Raw genomic sequence first — 16,235 nt, 5'->3', positions numbered from 1 at the left:
GAGCGCTACAACACCCCACCAATCAGCTTAATTGCATTCGGTTTTTGAGATTCCGTTAACTGATTAAAACGAAGATTAATCGCTTCAAGCACTGCTAATTTCATCGGTTCAAATAGCGGGTAAGCGATAGGGTGGCACTCGTCGTCATCCAGAACTAATTCAATCAAATCAGAAATACTTTCCTTTTCCTCTCTCAAAATACACGCCATTTTCAACGCTTGTTTTCGAACCCCAGAAGCTGAGTCATGAAGGGATTTATCCACCGCTTGTCGTACCAGCGGCTTTAATTGCTGAGTTAACTTTGGTATATGCGCTGCTATGGTAAACAAGCCATTTAGACGAATATGTTCACTCGGGCTGCTCAGGGCTTCAATTGCCATTGGCACTGCTTTTGTTGGCGAAATCTCAGACAAATAGTGCAACGCACTTTGCTGTGTCACTGTGTCTCCTTCGACTAATGTTCGCCCCGCCCGCCCGATGGCGCTGTCTACGTGGGACTGCTTCGGATCGCGTTTTTTCTGCAATGTCAGCGCACTAAAGATCTCACTCAACTCCTGTTCGTTGGCATCAAGTAACGCCTCTATCAACCACTGATCCGCTTGAGGGTGAGTTGATTGCCCTAATGCTCTAATCGCCAGCACTTTATTGTCAAACTCTGGTAACGTCGCGATCTTACGGCGGTTCATATTCAAGTTATCTGCACTGTCAAAATTGGCTTTAACTACCTCAGCAAATTGATCAAATTCAGCGTCTAACTCATTCACCATTTCCACTATGGTTGTCTGTTGATCATCTTGCTCTGTATTCACGCCAAGCATAGCGGATAGGTTCGACTGAGTGATCGCCTCAACCGTCGACAACATCGGTTTTTCCACTTCCAATTGCTCTGGTACTTGGTGCTGTTCAAGCAACTCCAGCATCTCATTTACTTCTTGAGGTTCTTCTTCTACTGGTACTTGCTCAACTTCTATTGTATCTGGGTAGGCATTTAGACCAAACAAGGTGGTGCGCAGTAAATGTTGGCAGGCTGGTTGTTCGCTGTGGCTAATCACATCAAAACACGCTTGGCGTATACTCGTGTCGAATCGAGGCTGCTGAGATTTATGATCAATCTCAGAAATACGCTGCTCAAGCAGAGTAAATAGCGGTACTACTAATCCATCAAAATATTCAATCGCCCGAATTAAGCGTATCTGATGATGAGGGGCAAGATCTGTATTTGCCAATGCCGCATGAACCAACTCACCAACTCGCATGTGCTCTGGCTCACCTATCGGTGTTGCTTTAATGAGTAGAAGTGCAGCAAGTAAGGCTTCCGGCTCTGACTCAGTGATTGCGGCAAGGAGCGTTTTAACCTCCTCACGACTAAGTGACTGTGAATCGAGTAATTGAGTTAACCTTGCCTTTGCTGAAGTCGGGCAAGTGGCTAAATAGCTCAATAGCCTTGGCTTATCTACTTCACCAGCACTCGCTAATTGTTCCAGCACCGCAATAGCGGCTTGCTGTACGCTCGGCTCGCTATCTTGTAGCCGTTTGGCAATATCCCAAAAATACTGGTGCGCGTTTCTCGTGCCCAAGCTTTCTATTGCATAACGTCGGCACAATACATCTTCGTCGGCTAAGTGTTTAAACAAGAAGACGGTCGCGACCTCAGCTTGGCTCGCTTGCAATCCTTTTAATAGCTTACGTCGAGCGAGACGGTTGGCTTCCCCCCTAACTTGAGACAAACGGTCAATGACCCAGTCAGGGTCAAGTATCGCTATTCCACGATATAACAATGCCTCTAGCTCCGGTTCAGGATCTTGTTCTAAAACAGAGAGGAAAACCTCGACATACTCTAGCTTGGGGTCTTCCACCAGCGTTTTGATTACAAACAACTGGATGTCCCACCAATCATCCCAATCACTACTGATACCCCAAGCATCACTTTCATCCCTGCCTTGCGCCAATGCCAGAAAAAGAGGCTCTACCTCAGGTTGATGTAACGCGCAAGCGAGGGCATTCAAAGCCGCTAGCCTTGCATCACCCTCAGGATGATATTGAGCAACATCAGACAAACTTTTAAAATCACCTCGCTTCAATGCCGCTAGGGCTTCAGAAGCATCAACAACCACATCAGGATCTTCATGGTAAAGGCATTGATTCAATGCGGATTCAGCTTCTATCACGCCACTTTTCGCAATCGCCTTAGCGCTGTAACAACGCATGGCTTCATCACCTTGTTCTAACTGTTCAATGAGTAGCTGCTTACTTTGTTGAATGATCATATTTGAAGTTGATGCTTTGTTGATCGTGTCATTGTGCATACATAGTTCCCCATTGAGCCGAATCATCTTGTCTCCTCCGCTTTAGATACATAAGCGAGGACCGTCGGCATGTTCGTATTTCAATACTCTCTATCTTCTTTTAGCAATTAAGCAGTTTCCATGCCTAACTAAACAAAAACAATAATCCGATACATATCAACACCTTAATGACAAAACACTCTCCTGACTCACTCAATCAACGGGGGAATTAAACGAATCGTTAATCCCTCACCAATTTAATTGAACGATTCGTTCAATTTTCCGCTTGAGATCTCGCTCAAACTTAAACGTAACCAACTGAATATAAAGAATAAAAATTTAAAATTTAACTTGGAATGGTTTGTGCACTGTTAACAAAAGATAAAAACGACTGCGTAATTGATTGAATAGATGAACAAACGCAGAACTAGCTGGAAGCTAAGGAGCATAATAATGAAAAAGATGCTAATCCTTGCTGCAACAGTCGGTTTCACTTTTAGTGCCATGAGCCAAGCGGAAGATGCGACGTTTGGACCACTACCTGAGCTAAAAGTGGATACTGCCAAAGCAGAACTGGGAAAACGCCTATTCTTCGATACCCGCTTGTCGGGCAATACCGCACTTTCCTGTGCCTCGTGCCACCAACCCAAAAATGGCTTTGCTCACCCTGACGAGCTAGGACCTGCTTATACCGGAAGCAAAGGGTTTCGAAACGTACCAACCCTAATCAACACGGTTTATAAAAAAGTGTGGTTCCATGATGGACGTATCGGCACCAACCTCAATGACGTTACACGTGAAAACATCACCGAAGATTGGTTGATGAATATGGATATGCGCTTAATGCAAGAGCGTTTAAAACAAGATCCGACTTACGTGAAGATGTTTAAAGAGGCGGGCTATGGCGAACCTTCCAATGGTAGCGTGCGTAAAGCTATTCCTGAGTACCTCAAAACCCTCACTTCGAACCAAACTCCTTTTGATAAGCAGCAGCTTTCTGCCGATGCGAAACAAGGTTTCAAGCTATTTAAAGGCAAAGCTGGTTGTGCATCTTGTCATAACGGTCCTCTTTTCAGTGATGGTCAGCCCTACAATACCGGTGTACCTGAAAACTTAGATATTTTCCTCGACCCAATGCGTCATCAAACCTTTATTGCCTTCAACATGTTTATGGGCAATGAAAACTACATGAACCTCAAACGCGATGTTGGTGCTCATGTTCAAACCCACAAAGCAGACGGTAGCGATAAAGGAAAGTTTATGACGCCAACTCTGCGCGAGCTTAAGCAAACCGCGCCGTATATGCACAACGGTATGATTGCAACATTGGAAGAGGTAGTGGCGTTCTACAACCTAGGGGGTGGCGAGGACAGCAATAAAGACACCCGCCTTCAGCCGCTTAATCTCACCGCGAAAGAGCAAGCACAACTCGTTGCCTTCCTTGAGTCCCTATCCAGCGATCCACTCACCAGTGAGAAGCATGTTTGGTTAGAGAGTGATTACAACTACCAGCTGATCCCTGATTGGCGCAATGCGAAGAATTAAGGAGGACGAGATGAAATTTAAAACAATCACCTTGTCTGCAATTGCAGCGATGGCAACGACTCTCACCACCTTGCCTGCATGTGCTCAACAAGACGAGAAACAGACATTAACTGCCGATCAAGTCGCAGCCAGTCTAGCTAGTATTGAGCTGAACGGTGTTAGCTACCCATCGCTGGCGCCCCTAGGCAAAGTGCCTACACCTGCAGATAACCCAACCACGCCGGAAAAAGTCGAACTTGGTAAATTGCTATTTTTTGATGGTCGCTTGGGCGGTGACACCTCGACACCTTGCTCTGCTTGTCACAACCCTGCGCTAGGCTGGGACTTCCCTGCGGACTTGTCCTTAGGTTATCCCGGTACGGTGCACTGGCGAAACAGCCAAACCATTATTAACTCTGCTTACTATCAAAAGTTGTTCTGGGCTGGCTCTTCCAAATCTTTAGAAGGGCAAGCGAAGAGTGCAGCCAAAGGTGGCGTCGCTGGTAATGGTGAAGATGACCTAATGGAAGCTCGCCTTGCTCTTGTGCCTGATTATGTCGAGCGCTTTAACAATGTGTTTGGCGACAACTACCCGAAAGTGAGTAATGCGTGGAAAGCCATTGCAGCCTTTGAGCGTACTTTAGTGCAAACCGATACACCACTCGACCAGTACTTACTGGGGGACAAATCGGCGCTAACCAAACAGCAGTTACGTGGTAAGCAACTGTTTGAAGGCAAAGCCAGCTGTATCGCTTGTCACAATGGGGCTCTCGCTTCAGATCAGAAAAACTATAACGTGGGTGTGCCAACCAACAAGCGATGGGAAAATGACCCAATGGCACAAATCACCTTCCGCTATGAGCTTTACGCCAAAGGCTCAACTGAAAAAATGTATCGCGAAACCAAAGCCGATCCCGGTGTTTACTTCCGTGGAAAATTAAAGTCAATGAAAGGGAAATTCCGCACACCAAGCATTCGTTACACCAAGTACACCGCGCCATATATGCACAACGGTACGCTCGCAACGCTGGCAGATGTGGTCGATTTCTATGACCGAGGTGGTATTGCCGCCGATGGTCGCACCACAGACTTCCCGCAAACGAAAAGCCCGTTGATCAAACCGATTGGCTTATCAGCAGAAGAGAAACAAGACCTTTTGGCGTTCTTAGATGCTTTCTCAGGAGAGCGAATCACAATGGATTATCCGACCCTGCCTGAATATCAGCCACTATTCAGTGAGGAAGAGCTGGCGGAGGTGAAGAAATGATCTCGAATACAGATAAATCAAACAAGCAAGAAAGCGCTAAAGAGCACAACAAGTGCATGATTTCCCGTCGTCAGTTCCTGATGTATACCGGTGCAGCGGCAGGGGCAGCAAGTGTGATGTCGATAACCATGTTCCCGGGTACGGCGCAAGCCGTTGAAGCCAAAGCCCGTGTTGTCGGCTACCCACGTAAGCTACTCGGCAAGCTGAGTGCGTTAAAACTCAACGAGCCACTCTACTTCAACTACCCAGACGACGGTCCAAACACGCAAGGTATTTTAGTCAGAATGGGGGTACCCGCAGGTGGTGGCTTAGGACCAAAACAAGATGTGGTTGGCTTCTCTTTAATGTGCACCCACCAAGGTGGACCTATGAATGGAGCGTACAAAGTAGTCGGTGAACACCGAGTGCTCGGGCAATGCCCATTCCACCTTTCCACTTTTGATATGCGCCGCCATGGCATCATTGTCTCTGGCCAAGCGTACGAGAGCCTACCGCAAATCTTGTTAGAGCTAGAAGGCGATGAAATCTATGCCGTAGGTGTGATGGGATTACTGTTTGGTCGTACCGACAATATTATCGCGATGCAGGAGGCGTAACATGACCACTAATTTTTATATTCCAGAAGATCATGCGCCACTGCCACCCAAAAATGCTGAGGTCATTACCACTGCATGTGACTACTGTATTGTCGCCTGTGGCTACAAAGTGTATCGCTGGCCATTAGAGCAAGCCAATGGGGGGTTAAAAGCCAGTGAAAACGCATTTGGTATCGATTTTCCAAGTGCACCACTCCAGTCTTGGGTAGCACCTGCACAGCACAATGTTGTAATGCACAATGGTAAGCCACATAACATTGTTGTCGTGCCAGATAAAGACACGACCGCCGTGAATAAAACTGGCGACTCTTCAATGCGCGGGGGCTTGTTGGCTCAAAAACTCTACAACCCCGCCACAGGAACTCGCGACCGTTTAACCCAACCCTTAGTACGTATTGGTGGTAGCTTACAACCTGTTCCTTGGGACTTTGCATTAGATATTGCCGCTCAAGTGGGTCGACATGTTATCGACACCCATGGCGCTAATGCTTATGGGGTGAAAACATTCTCATACCAATACATTGAGAATACCTACGCGATTACCAAATACGCGCTTCGTCATGTCAACACGGCCAATTTTACCTTCCATGACACCCCATCGGACGTTACTTCGACGCCGGGCTTTAGAGATGCAGGGTTTGATAACTTTGGTCCAAGTTATGATGATTGGGGCGCGGCCGATACATTGATGATCTGTGGTACCGACCCATACGAAACAAAGACCATTATCTTCACTCAGTTCATCATGCCCGCCGTTCGAAATGGTATGAAAACAGTCATGCTCAACCCGCGAGAAACCGCAGGCATCGCTTGGCTTAAAGACCAAGGCGGTTTGCATATCGATCTAAATCCCGGCTCAGACAACCTTGTGGTTGGCGCCATTATTCGAGTGATTCTAGAAAATGGTTGGGAAGACAGCGAATGGATCCAAAACTGGGTCAATAACAAATGGGAATCAAGCTCGGGCTTTGGACAAGGCACACGTAACACCCCTTGGCAGTGGCGAACCACATGGGGCAAATTCCAAACCAATGGTTTTGCTGGCTACAAAGAGTGGAACCTAGCGCAAAAAGAGTACGACCCAGAGTACGCAGCCAAAGTGGCTGGTATTGATGTGGCTAAGATTTACAAAGCGGCGGAAATGCTCGCTAAACCAGTCAATGGTGTCAGACCAAAAACCTCGATTGGTATTGAGAAAGGCTTCTACTGGTCAAACAATACCGGTAACACCAACGCGATTTCTTCACTGGCAACCATTGTGGGTGCTGGCGGTCGTGAAGGTCAAGTCGTTGGGCGCTTTGGCGGTCACCAACGAGGTGGTCAGTCTGGCGGTAAACTGCCTCGCAATAAATCACCCGAGAAAGTTCCGGGTCGCCGTCGCCGCTCTATTGATACAGACCGCTATCTCTACTCTGGTCATACTCGTTTTTCTCATGTTATTGGCACTACATGGATTCAAGCGATGTGTGGTAGCCAAGGCTTGCAGAAAAAGTTCTGGGAACTGACCGTTGCTAACCCTCACCAAGTCTTTAGCTATGACAAACAAGAGATCATCGATACGCTGAAAAAACGTGCCGACTCTGGTGGCATGGTCGTCATCAACCAAGATATCTACCTACGCGACCCTATTGGCGCCAAGTTTGCTGATATTGTCTTCCCTGCTGCGACTTGGGGAGAGGTGGACTTTATGCGTGCCAATGGCGAGCGCCGCCTACGCTTATATCAAAAATTTGCCGATGCCCCTGGGCATGCACAACCGGATTGGTGGATCATTAGCCAACTCGCTACGCGTATGGGTTATGACGGATTTGATTGGGATAACTCCAACCAAGTCGCCGAAGAAGCATCGCGCTTTAGTCGTGGCAGCCGCAAAGATTTCCACATGATTAAAGTCGCGGCGCATGAAGAAGGCAAAACGCTGCACGAAAAACTGCGTGAATATGGTACAGACGGCATTCAAGGTCCCGTCTTTTACAACTATGACACCAAAAAACTAGTCGGTACTAAGCGTTTACACGATACCGAAATGACTGAAGCAGAGCTGGCAGAAAAAGGTCTGACAGACGGTCCTCAAGGCGCCAATGTACTGAAAAAACAGCTGACTCACTTTAATAGCCAAACCGGTAAAGTGAACCTGCAAAAACACCCGTGGGATCTGTTTAGTGACTTCTATGAGTGGCTACAACCAAAAGAAGATGAGCTTTGGTTCTCTAACGGTCGAATCAATGAGATCTGGCAATCTGGTTTTGATGATGTAGAACGCAGAGCTTACGTGATCCAGCGCTGGCCTGAAAACTGGGTAGAGATCCATCCTGATGATGCTAAGAAACGTGGCATTGAATCGGGTGACCAAGTGATGATGTATTCCGATCGAGTCGCCAACTTCAAAGATACAATTTTGGGTGTTCACGGTGATGACTTCCAGTTCAGTAAATTAATGGAGAATGGTCATATCAAACTGGATAAAGCCGCCGTAACGGCAGTGGCAATTGTCACTCCAGCGGTTAAGAAAGGCTGCTTGTACGCCAACATGATCGATATGCGTCAACCATCTAACTCACTCACCACACGTGTCGTTGACCAAATATCAGGTAACTACAACTTCAAGATGGGGGTCGCCAACATTAAGAAACTCGGTGAATCGAAATACAAGAACGAGTTTAGAGCTTTCTCGTTCGCTCCACGTAATATCGTTTGACCGCGGAGCGCCAGAGAGTAGGGACTCTGGCGCTCATTTTCTAGTTTGATCACGCAATGTCTATTCGTCAAAAGGAGGATGAAGATGAAGCGAGCAGTAGGTTTTATAATCGTAGGTAGTATCCTAGCCGTCGCAGCTTCAGGCTATGCCATCGCAGGAGATAGCGAAGCAGGCAAAGCCAAAGCCGTCACCTGTACAGCTTGCCATGGTGCAAATGGCATCTCCCCGACTGAGTTATACCCAAACCTAGCAGGGCAGAAAAAAGGCTATCTGGTTAAGCAAATCAAAGCGTTTAAAGATGGCAGCCGAAAGGACCCCACCATGAATGCAATGGTCGCCGCACTAACAGACCAAGATATTGAAGACATCTCAGCATTTTATTCAAAGTTATAGCCCTCAAATTCTTCTTAGCCAAAGCAACCACACGCCCCGTTTCGTGGTTGCTTTTTTACGACCATAACAACGTAGCTGAACAATCGATATCACATGGCTTTAAAAAAACTTGGACTAAAGGCTAACTGCAGCAAAGCACCATAGATGAGAAAATTGCTGTTCGTTTGTCATCAGAATGAGGCAAACGACTCGATGGAATAAGGAATTTTCGTGCTAAGCTCAGCAACCTCTCACACACATTCAAATTTAATCAACCCTTACTCTTTAGCTGGAATGAGCGCCACATTGGTTGGGGTGGGTATTGGTCGCTTTGCCTATATCGCCATGATGCCGGCACTAATTCATGCGGGGTGGTTTGATGCCAGTGAAGCTTCATATCTTGGTGCCGCCACTCTGTTTGGCTATATCCTTGGCGCTCCCGCCAGTAGCTACCTCACCAAATATCTTAATGTTGTCTTTTTAGTTCGCATTGCAATGCTACTCAGCAGTTTTAGCTTCTTAGGTTGCGCCATTCAAGATGCGCCCTTTAGCTACTATTTTGTACTTCGAGCCATTGCAGGAACCACTGGTGCAATGTTAATGATACTTGCCCCACCTCTTATTGTTCGACTGCATCGACCTGAAATGAAAGCTCGCGTGAGTGGCATCATCTTTTCTGGTGTTGGCTTAGGCGTCATGCTTGCTGGTACATTACTACCCTTGATTATTTCAACCAGTATCTCTGCGGCTTGGTTGGTTTTGGGGCTCATCACTTTGCTCGCCAGTGCGCTCAGTTGGAGAACCTGGTCGATAAGCGATCTCAAAGCCGATTACGCGACTTCGAGTGCCAAATTGTCCACACTGTCGAGCGCGAAAAAATCGACGCTACTAATGTTAGTGATTGCCTATTCGCTGGATGCGCTGGGTTACCTACCGCATACCTTATTTTGGGTCGACTTTATTGTTCGCGATCTTGGGAAATCATTGGCTTTCGGTGGTTTTATGTGGGCAATCTTTGGTATTGGTGCTGCGTTAGGACCACTATTAGCTGGTGTGCTAGGTGACAAATTCAACTTGAAATCAGCGCTTTGCTGGGCTTTTTTATTAAAATCAATTGGTGTAATCATGCCATTAGTGTCAACGCACAGCACTGCTTTGGCGCTCTCATCTCTTATAGTTGGATTATTTACAACGGGAACCGTTGCACTCATCTCTGCCTACTCGCTCGAATGTGTCGGCTATGAGCTTAATACCAAAGCTTGGGGGATGTTAACCATGGCTTTTGCTCTCTCACAAGGTGGGTTTGGTTACCTCTATGCCGGCTTAGCTCCCAGCATGAATAGCTACCAACCACTGTTTGCTTTCAGCAGCGCCGCGCTAATAGTGGCACTATTGTGTATCAAGTTCAGCCAATCGAATCACAACCATCAGAACAAGGAGTGTTAATGAACCTCTACCTAAATGAAACGTCACCATTCTCGCGCGTCGCATTGATCACTGCTGTGATAACTGGGAATTCGGATTTCCAACTGGTGTGGGTCGACCCTTGGAGTTCTCCAGCAGAATTAAAACAGGTTAACGCCTTTTGCATGATCCCGGCTTTGGAACTTGAAAACGGTACTAATGTGGTCGAAAGTTTCGCTATATGCCATTTCTTAGTGGCGAAATTCAAGCCTGAAACAATTCAATTACCGCAATTAGAAAATGAAGTTGAAGCGTCTTTAATGGGGTTAAGCAAGACGTTGATGGAGGTTGGGTTTAAGTCTGTCGCTCTAGGGCGATTTATTGAGCAGCCTAACGAGTTAAGTTCCCGAGCGGTCCAAGGCTTAGAGTTAGCATTGCTTAAGCTAAACCAGCAACTCGATGGACAGTATAGGCACTTAGCGATGCAACCAACATTAGCGACTTTGTATTTACATTGCGCGCTTGATTACATCGCCTTTCGCCACAGTGCGATATTTGAGAGATGTGCGCAACAGCCAATTAATGCGTTCATGCATAACTCTCCTTTCGCTAAACACCTCAAAACTGTAAGCCTCGATGCGCTAGCAACTCAACCAGTATTCAAAGACTTAGTCAATAATGATATAGCTTTAAAGATAAATGGTGATTAAATCGCGGCAACCATTTTCTGCAATAGTGCGATGATCTGTTTTTGCTCTTGTTCATTAAGACTGCTGAGTACTTGTTGATTAACAGCCACAGGGATTGGGATTAGAGTTTCTTTGATCGCTTTCCCCTGCTCTGTAAGATAAATGCGATAAGAGCGGCGACTATTGGGATCATCGCGTCTTTCAACTAGCCCCAACTTCTCCAATTTATCTAAAGTCCGTGTTGTGGTGGAGTTTTCTACTTTAGACTTTTCAGCAATATCTCGCTGAGTAACACCCTCCTCTTCCCACAAACACATCATAGTTGGCCACAACGCAACTGTTAGACCATGTTTCTTTAATTCAGCTTCGAACAACTTCTCAGCCTTATTGGCAACCACATTAACCATCCAGCCGAAGCTCGATTGTCGATCAAATTTATTACTCATTGATTAGACCATTAATTAGAATATTGAAAATGCAACTATTGCCATGGTAACTGATGTCGCAACAACTAGCAGCAAAAAAGCATAACGCTGGCGTACAAAATTAGGCGCAAGCACGGGTTCATCCATTATTTGCACACCCGTAAACATCGCTTTTAGCAATGCCTTACCGCGAAGTTTATACACCAAGATCGCAATAAGATGGCAAACGACCAACAAAGGTAGAAGCTTAGCTAACACGATATGAGCTTGTTCTAATAAAGAAAAAACGTCATCAGTTAACCATATACTCGCCAAAGGTAAATTGTCTAGCAGACCTGACAGCGCTAAACCTGAGATGCACTGAACCAATAATCCAACAATCAGCATGACAACCATCCATGCACCTAACGGGTTGTGACCCAATTTTGCTTTCGTCTTACCTGTAATATAACGCCAAGTTTTCAGTGGAGAGGTGACAAAGCTACTAAAACGGCTCGTCTCACTACCAATGATTCCCCACATCAAGCGCCATATCACCAACACGAATAAGGCTAGACCTAATTGCACATGGGGACCACTGCCTGAATTGCCACTCATTAGCAGTGCGATAAACAGTGCAGCCTGTACCCAGTGATAAACACGTGTAGCAATATCCCAAACTTTAACTTTCATTCTCTACCTACAAATAAGCCAAATTCAATAAGTTAAGACTCATTCCATCGACGTCTCCTCTTTGTTCTTAAATTAATTTACACAACAACCATTGCGCACGCAACTATTGTTGTGTAAATTAATTACAAATCACATGATCAGAGAATGAATACAATGAAAAACAAACTTTACTTATTGGGTCTTCTATTGCCTTGCTTTGCGTGGGCGAATAACAGCTCTACGATTATTGAAAGCCGTCAACAAGCCTTTAGCAATATTGAGCAACAACTCGAGAAGGCAGAAGATACGCTCGACGGTAAAGAGACCAACTGGAGCGAACTAACAGCAATTGCTACGAAGCTGCAATCGGCAAGTGAGACGCTAAAACACAGTTTCCCTGAAGGTAGCCAAACTGGTAGCAAAGCCAGCGAAAAAATCTGGCAAGACCCTGAACAGTTCCAACAATTAATGACTAAAATGGATCAAGGCTTTATTGAATTGTACCAAGCAAGCGAACAACAAAACCCATCAATGGCTGAAGAGGCTATCGATTCCGCACAAGACACCTGTCGTAGTTGCCACAGAAACTACCGTTCACGCTGGTAATCAGGAGTAAAGATGATGAAAAAGACCATTAAAGTTGTACATCGCACCTGCGCAATACTCGCTTTTTTAACCATCGCATGCTTTTTCACCTCGACATTGATCAGTGAATTGTTTGCCAGTCAACAAGCTGTGGCGACGGTAAAGAGCGTCATTTCATACGCAGTTTGGGGATTAATTCCTCTAATGGCAATTACCGGTGCAACGGGCGCTAAGATGGCACCTCACGCTAAAATGGGCGTCGGTCCTATTGGCAGAAAGAAAAAACGCATGCCGATCATTGCCATTAACGGTTTAGTGATTTTGCTACCTGCCGCACTGTATTTAAATTCACTTTCCAGCCAAGGTGACTTTGGCAGCACGTTTTACACGATTCAAGCAATCGAGTTGATCGCTGGCGCAGTCAATCTCACACTAATGGCGCTCAACTTGCGTGATGTGCTTTCTATGAAAAAAAGCGTCTAACCCTATAGGTACTCGTTGAGACAAAAAAATACACACCAAAAAGTGTGCATTTTTTGTCTGTAAGCCGTTAGCGCATCAGATTCTAATGGAAAATCATTTTTGAATTGTATCCACTGCCATCTGTTTCTTTTGTTAGCTGCATATAACCAGAATTACCCGTGCGACGTTTACCAGAGACAAAACCCTGATCACAACTAGTAAATTCGTTTTCATAACCTATGAACTCAGCAACTAAAGAAGATAGCTGTACTTGAAAACTGATGTTACATGACCCTAATCTTGAACGTGTAAGATGCATAACTTCCTCACTATTTGAATCAATATATATTGGAACCAAATAATTGCTGACAAAATCAAAACTACCTTTACCTGCTGTACGTCCCGTTATATTTTGTCCATGATCTGATGTAAGAATAAATGTCCACGAACCAGGAAATAATGAAGTCTCACGCTGTAATTCTCGTATCAAATAATCTGTGTAGTAAACACTGTTATAATATTCGTTCTGAATTGAGTCTTGACCAAATACTTTCATTTCCTGGGGAGACCTAAGTATATAAGGCTCATGAGAACCACTAGGGTTTAACACAATGAATTTCTTAGATCCAGTGTTTACTTCCTTCAACCATGTGATCAACTGACTGTCATCTACAGCTTTATTCCTATCTCCTGTTATAGATTCTGCATCTGCATAATGATCAATCCAAGATGTCCCTAATGAAGAAACCAATGCCAAACCTGAACTCATCTGACTCGAGTAAAAATATGTTTCATACCCCTGCTCCTTCGCGAGACGGAAAATATTAGTATCTCCGCTAGATATTTGTTGCAAAGCGTTCGGTTTTTCGATCATATTAAAAAAATATGGTACACTGACATCAGTAAACAGCCCCCCAGAAAACCCCTCACTAAAAAAACCTTTTCCTTGCTGCTTTTGTTGTTCCAGCCATGGAGTTGTCGGCTTTTGAAAGCCATAAACGCTCATAAATGAAGAAGATAAACTTTCTCCCATCAACAATATAATATTATCTGATATTGGATCTCTCAATTTTATTGGCTCGTCACGCTTGACCGAAGGTACAGAAGAAAGACCTAATACTTCTTCAGGAAAAGTGTGTCCAACAAAATAACCCATCGTATAAATTGATGTCTTTACAACTGAATGGGATATTTTTGGTAGACGACCCAGTTCGACGTCTTTATCGATAGTCATTTTTACTGGATAAAATAGTAATACTACCAATCCGATAACACTAACTGATTTATATTTATTGTGTAATATCCGCCTCAGAACAAGCATCAAAATTGTTGAAGAAGAAACTAAAAATATCATAGCCAAAACAACATAACTATGACTTATAACACTAACGCCAGCTTGAACAACTTCCGTCATTTTTTCAAACAAAAGCCAAATATCCATTGGCGAAATCCAATATCCAAAATAACCAATATTTGAATATTGAATAGCAAATATTGTAACAATAAAAATCACATAAATTAGTGCTACAATCGATGAACTGGCCGTAAGCAGAATTACACCAAGTAATAAATTATAGAAAAATGGAACTATCACATTTGGTAATTGAGCGATACCATAATAGTCTCTTATTAAAATCTCAGAAGTGGTTATTAAAAATGAAAACAAAAAAATCGATATCGCTATAATTTTATTTTCAAAGAAAAATGATTTAACTTTTAGTAACATACATACAACTTAAAAAACTAGCAGAAATCAACCAACGACTATCCAACACCTGTAAACCACAAACTAAATATTCACAGCAATAGATTAAGTTACACGCCGTTCATTGAACAACACTCATACAAACCAATCAGCCAAGTACAAGATAAATAGTGCCAAATTCTAGCCTATTTCATATTTTTGGTACAGTAGTACTACTCAGGCAGTTTCGAAAAAGAAAAGAATCTATACTCGTTCTCCTTTGCTACCATTTAGATACACAGCCTTGACTCTTTTGCCTAGCATCTCTGTAGTGACGTTTTGGAATCCGGCGCTGGCGGCCAATTCATGAGCGAGCACAGGAGTCATCAACGTACTATTGCCAGATTTCGCGCCATATTTACGAAGATAGCGGTATTTTAGCGCCAACTTATTACAAAAGCTCATGTCATGCAGGGTAAAACTGACGACAATCAGCTGACCTCCGGGTTTAAGTACACGCATGCACTCTTGTAATGCATTGAGCGGTTGCGGAATGACATGTAACAGGTTGGCCATAAATACCGTATCAAAACTGGCGTCTTTATAACGAAGAGAAAAACAATCGGCTTGTTCCACCAACACTTTCGGTTCATGCTCAAAACGTATTTTGGTCACTTCCAGCATAGGTTGAGACAAATCCGTTGCCACAATGCTTTTCGCGGCATCTATTAAACTGGCGGTATAAGTCCCATTGCCACAACCAAGCTCAAGCAAAGATCCGAGTTTACTGTGCTGCTCTAAGCGCTGCTTCACTCGATTAATATCTTTAATTCCAACGACGTAGTTATTGTTGTCTTCAAAATTTTTGGCGAACTCTTCCCACTTATTTTCCATTTCACGCTCCTTGGAATTGCAAATTACAAGATGCCACATTGCTTGTTTTTTATTCTAATTGGCGAAGAATAGATCCAACGGAAGGACGTCGCTACGACATTTAAAACGAAATGTGACTTATTCTCAAATAATTTGCTGTTGGCGCATAAAGCGGCGAACTTTGGTGCGTGTGCTTCTCATCGGCGAGGCGCTATTGAACTGAATCATCCGTCCTAGCGTCCATTTATCGTACCAACTTTTTCCATACAGAGTTTCATCATCAAGTGAGCCAACCAAGTGCAAAATCTGCGTCGTTGTCTTCTCCCACTCAGCCAATAAGTCTTTGTATTGCCAAGTTCGATATTGACGATAGAAATGCAGCGCCAGCATACCAAGTTGGTTCCATTTGAAACCGGTTTTAGGCATATCAACATGCAAACCTTGGCTACGATAATGATGCCACTGTAAAACCAGTTGCCCCCAACCAATCAAGTATGCCAGCGTATCAGATGCAGAAATCTTGGTGTTTTTAATATGACCTTCAACCCCGCAATCACGGGACATCTCTGCTGAAATGCGTTGATAGTCAGCTAACAGTTTGGCGAAATTATCGTGTATGGCGTGATATAACTCAGATTGGTTTGTTGCGATGGTACTCATGGTGACAGCTCTTATTGGACAAGCTGGTCACCATAACGTTTTGATTGAATTAGAAAATTG

General features: G+C 44.5%; 15 protein-coding genes. 9 read left to right on the top strand and 6 right to left on the bottom strand.

The window, feature by feature from the left end:
* Nucleotides 1-5 precede the first annotated feature (5 nt).
* Nucleotides 6-2,333 (bottom strand): HEAT repeat domain-containing protein, encoded by a 2,328-nt coding sequence (locus tag H2O73_RS03345; RefSeq protein WP_182106497.1) that lies wholly within the window; start codon nt 2,331-2,333, stop codon nt 6-8.
* A gap of 456 nt (nt 2,334-2,789) precedes the next feature.
* On the opposite strand from H2O73_RS03345, the gene H2O73_RS03340 reads away from it, so the two are divergent.
* From H2O73_RS03340 to H2O73_RS03310, 7 genes are all read left to right on the top strand, one after another.
* A complete protein-coding gene (locus H2O73_RS03340) occupies nt 2,790-3,830 on the top strand; it encodes a cytochrome-c peroxidase (protein WP_246335842.1) in 1,041 nt (346 codons plus the stop codon).
* A 10-nt stretch (nt 3,831-3,840) separates the two neighbouring features.
* Nucleotides 3,841-5,076, top strand: coding sequence for a cytochrome-c peroxidase (locus tag H2O73_RS03335; RefSeq protein WP_182106493.1), 1,236 nt, complete (start codon nt 3,841-3,843; stop codon nt 5,074-5,076).
* Nucleotides 5,073-5,672: an arsenate reductase (azurin) small subunit gene (locus H2O73_RS03330; protein ID WP_182106490.1), complete on the top strand. Its 600-nt coding sequence runs from the start codon at nt 5,073-5,075 to the stop codon at nt 5,670-5,672. The genes H2O73_RS03335 and H2O73_RS03330 overlap by 4 nt, the downstream gene beginning before the upstream one ends.
* A 1-nt stretch (nt 5,673) precedes the next feature.
* Complete coding sequence (locus H2O73_RS03325) at nt 5,674-8,370, top strand: arsenate reductase (azurin) large subunit (RefSeq protein ID WP_182106487.1); 2,697 nt, start codon at nt 5,674-5,676, stop codon at nt 8,368-8,370.
* A gap of 84 nt (nt 8,371-8,454) precedes the next feature.
* Nucleotides 8,455-8,763: a c-type cytochrome gene (locus H2O73_RS03320; protein ID WP_182106485.1), complete on the top strand. Its 309-nt coding sequence runs from the start codon at nt 8,455-8,457 to the stop codon at nt 8,761-8,763.
* A 273-nt stretch (nt 8,764-9,036) separates the two neighbouring features.
* Complete coding sequence (locus H2O73_RS03315; protein WP_182106942.1) at nt 9,037-10,188, top strand: YbfB/YjiJ family MFS transporter; 1,152 nt, start codon at nt 9,037-9,039, stop codon at nt 10,186-10,188.
* Nucleotides 10,188-10,856, top strand: coding sequence for a glutathione S-transferase N-terminal domain-containing protein (locus H2O73_RS03310; RefSeq protein ID WP_182106483.1), 669 nt, complete (start codon nt 10,188-10,190; stop codon nt 10,854-10,856). The genes H2O73_RS03315 and H2O73_RS03310 overlap by 1 nt, the downstream gene beginning before the upstream one ends.
* On the opposite strand, the gene H2O73_RS03305 is transcribed toward H2O73_RS03310, so the two are convergent.
* Both H2O73_RS03305 and H2O73_RS03300 read right to left on the bottom strand, forming a co-directional pair.
* Nucleotides 10,853-11,281: a MarR family winged helix-turn-helix transcriptional regulator gene (locus tag H2O73_RS03305; RefSeq protein ID WP_182106481.1), complete on the bottom strand. Its 429-nt coding sequence runs from the start codon at nt 11,279-11,281 to the stop codon at nt 10,853-10,855. The two genes, H2O73_RS03310 and H2O73_RS03305, sit on opposite strands and share 4 nt — an antisense overlap.
* A 15-nt stretch (nt 11,282-11,296) precedes the next feature.
* On the bottom strand, nt 11,297-11,932 hold the full coding sequence (locus H2O73_RS03300; RefSeq protein ID WP_182106479.1) for a cytochrome b/b6 domain-containing protein: 636 nt from the start codon (nt 11,930-11,932) through the stop codon (nt 11,297-11,299).
* 153 nt (nt 11,933-12,085) lie between these two features.
* Between H2O73_RS03300 and H2O73_RS03295 the strand changes: the two genes are divergently transcribed.
* Both H2O73_RS03295 and H2O73_RS03290 read left to right on the top strand, forming a co-directional pair.
* Complete coding sequence (locus H2O73_RS03295) at nt 12,086-12,517, top strand: c-type cytochrome (RefSeq protein WP_182106477.1); 432 nt, start codon at nt 12,086-12,088, stop codon at nt 12,515-12,517.
* A 15-nt stretch (nt 12,518-12,532) separates the two neighbouring features.
* A complete protein-coding gene (locus H2O73_RS03290; RefSeq protein ID WP_182106940.1) occupies nt 12,533-12,979 on the top strand; it encodes a hypothetical protein in 447 nt (148 codons plus the stop codon).
* Between the two features lie 82 nt (nt 12,980-13,061).
* Here H2O73_RS03290 and H2O73_RS03285 read toward each other — a convergent pair whose 3' ends face one another.
* From H2O73_RS03285 to H2O73_RS03275, 3 genes are all read right to left on the bottom strand, one after another.
* Nucleotides 13,062-14,684: a sulfatase-like hydrolase/transferase gene (locus H2O73_RS03285; protein WP_182106475.1), complete on the bottom strand. Its 1,623-nt coding sequence runs from the start codon at nt 14,682-14,684 to the stop codon at nt 13,062-13,064.
* A gap of 222 nt (nt 14,685-14,906) precedes the next feature.
* The gene (locus H2O73_RS03280; protein WP_368737144.1) at nt 14,907-15,575 is read right to left on the bottom strand and encodes a class I SAM-dependent methyltransferase; all 669 of its coding nucleotides are present in this window, start codon (nt 15,573-15,575) and stop codon (nt 14,907-14,909) included.
* A gap of 84 nt (nt 15,576-15,659) precedes the next feature.
* Nucleotides 15,660-16,175 (bottom strand): ClbS/DfsB family four-helix bundle protein, encoded by a 516-nt coding sequence (locus tag H2O73_RS03275; RefSeq protein WP_182106471.1) that lies wholly within the window; start codon nt 16,173-16,175, stop codon nt 15,660-15,662.
* Between the last annotated feature and the right edge of the window lie 60 nt (nt 16,176-16,235).

Source organism: Vibrio marinisediminis (assembly GCF_014050145.1).
In the GTDB taxonomy this organism is placed as follows: Bacteria; Pseudomonadota; Gammaproteobacteria; order Enterobacterales; family Vibrionaceae; genus Vibrio; species Vibrio marinisediminis.
Note: the sequence above shows the minus strand (reverse complement) of the source record. Positions and strands in the feature narration are given on the sequence as shown.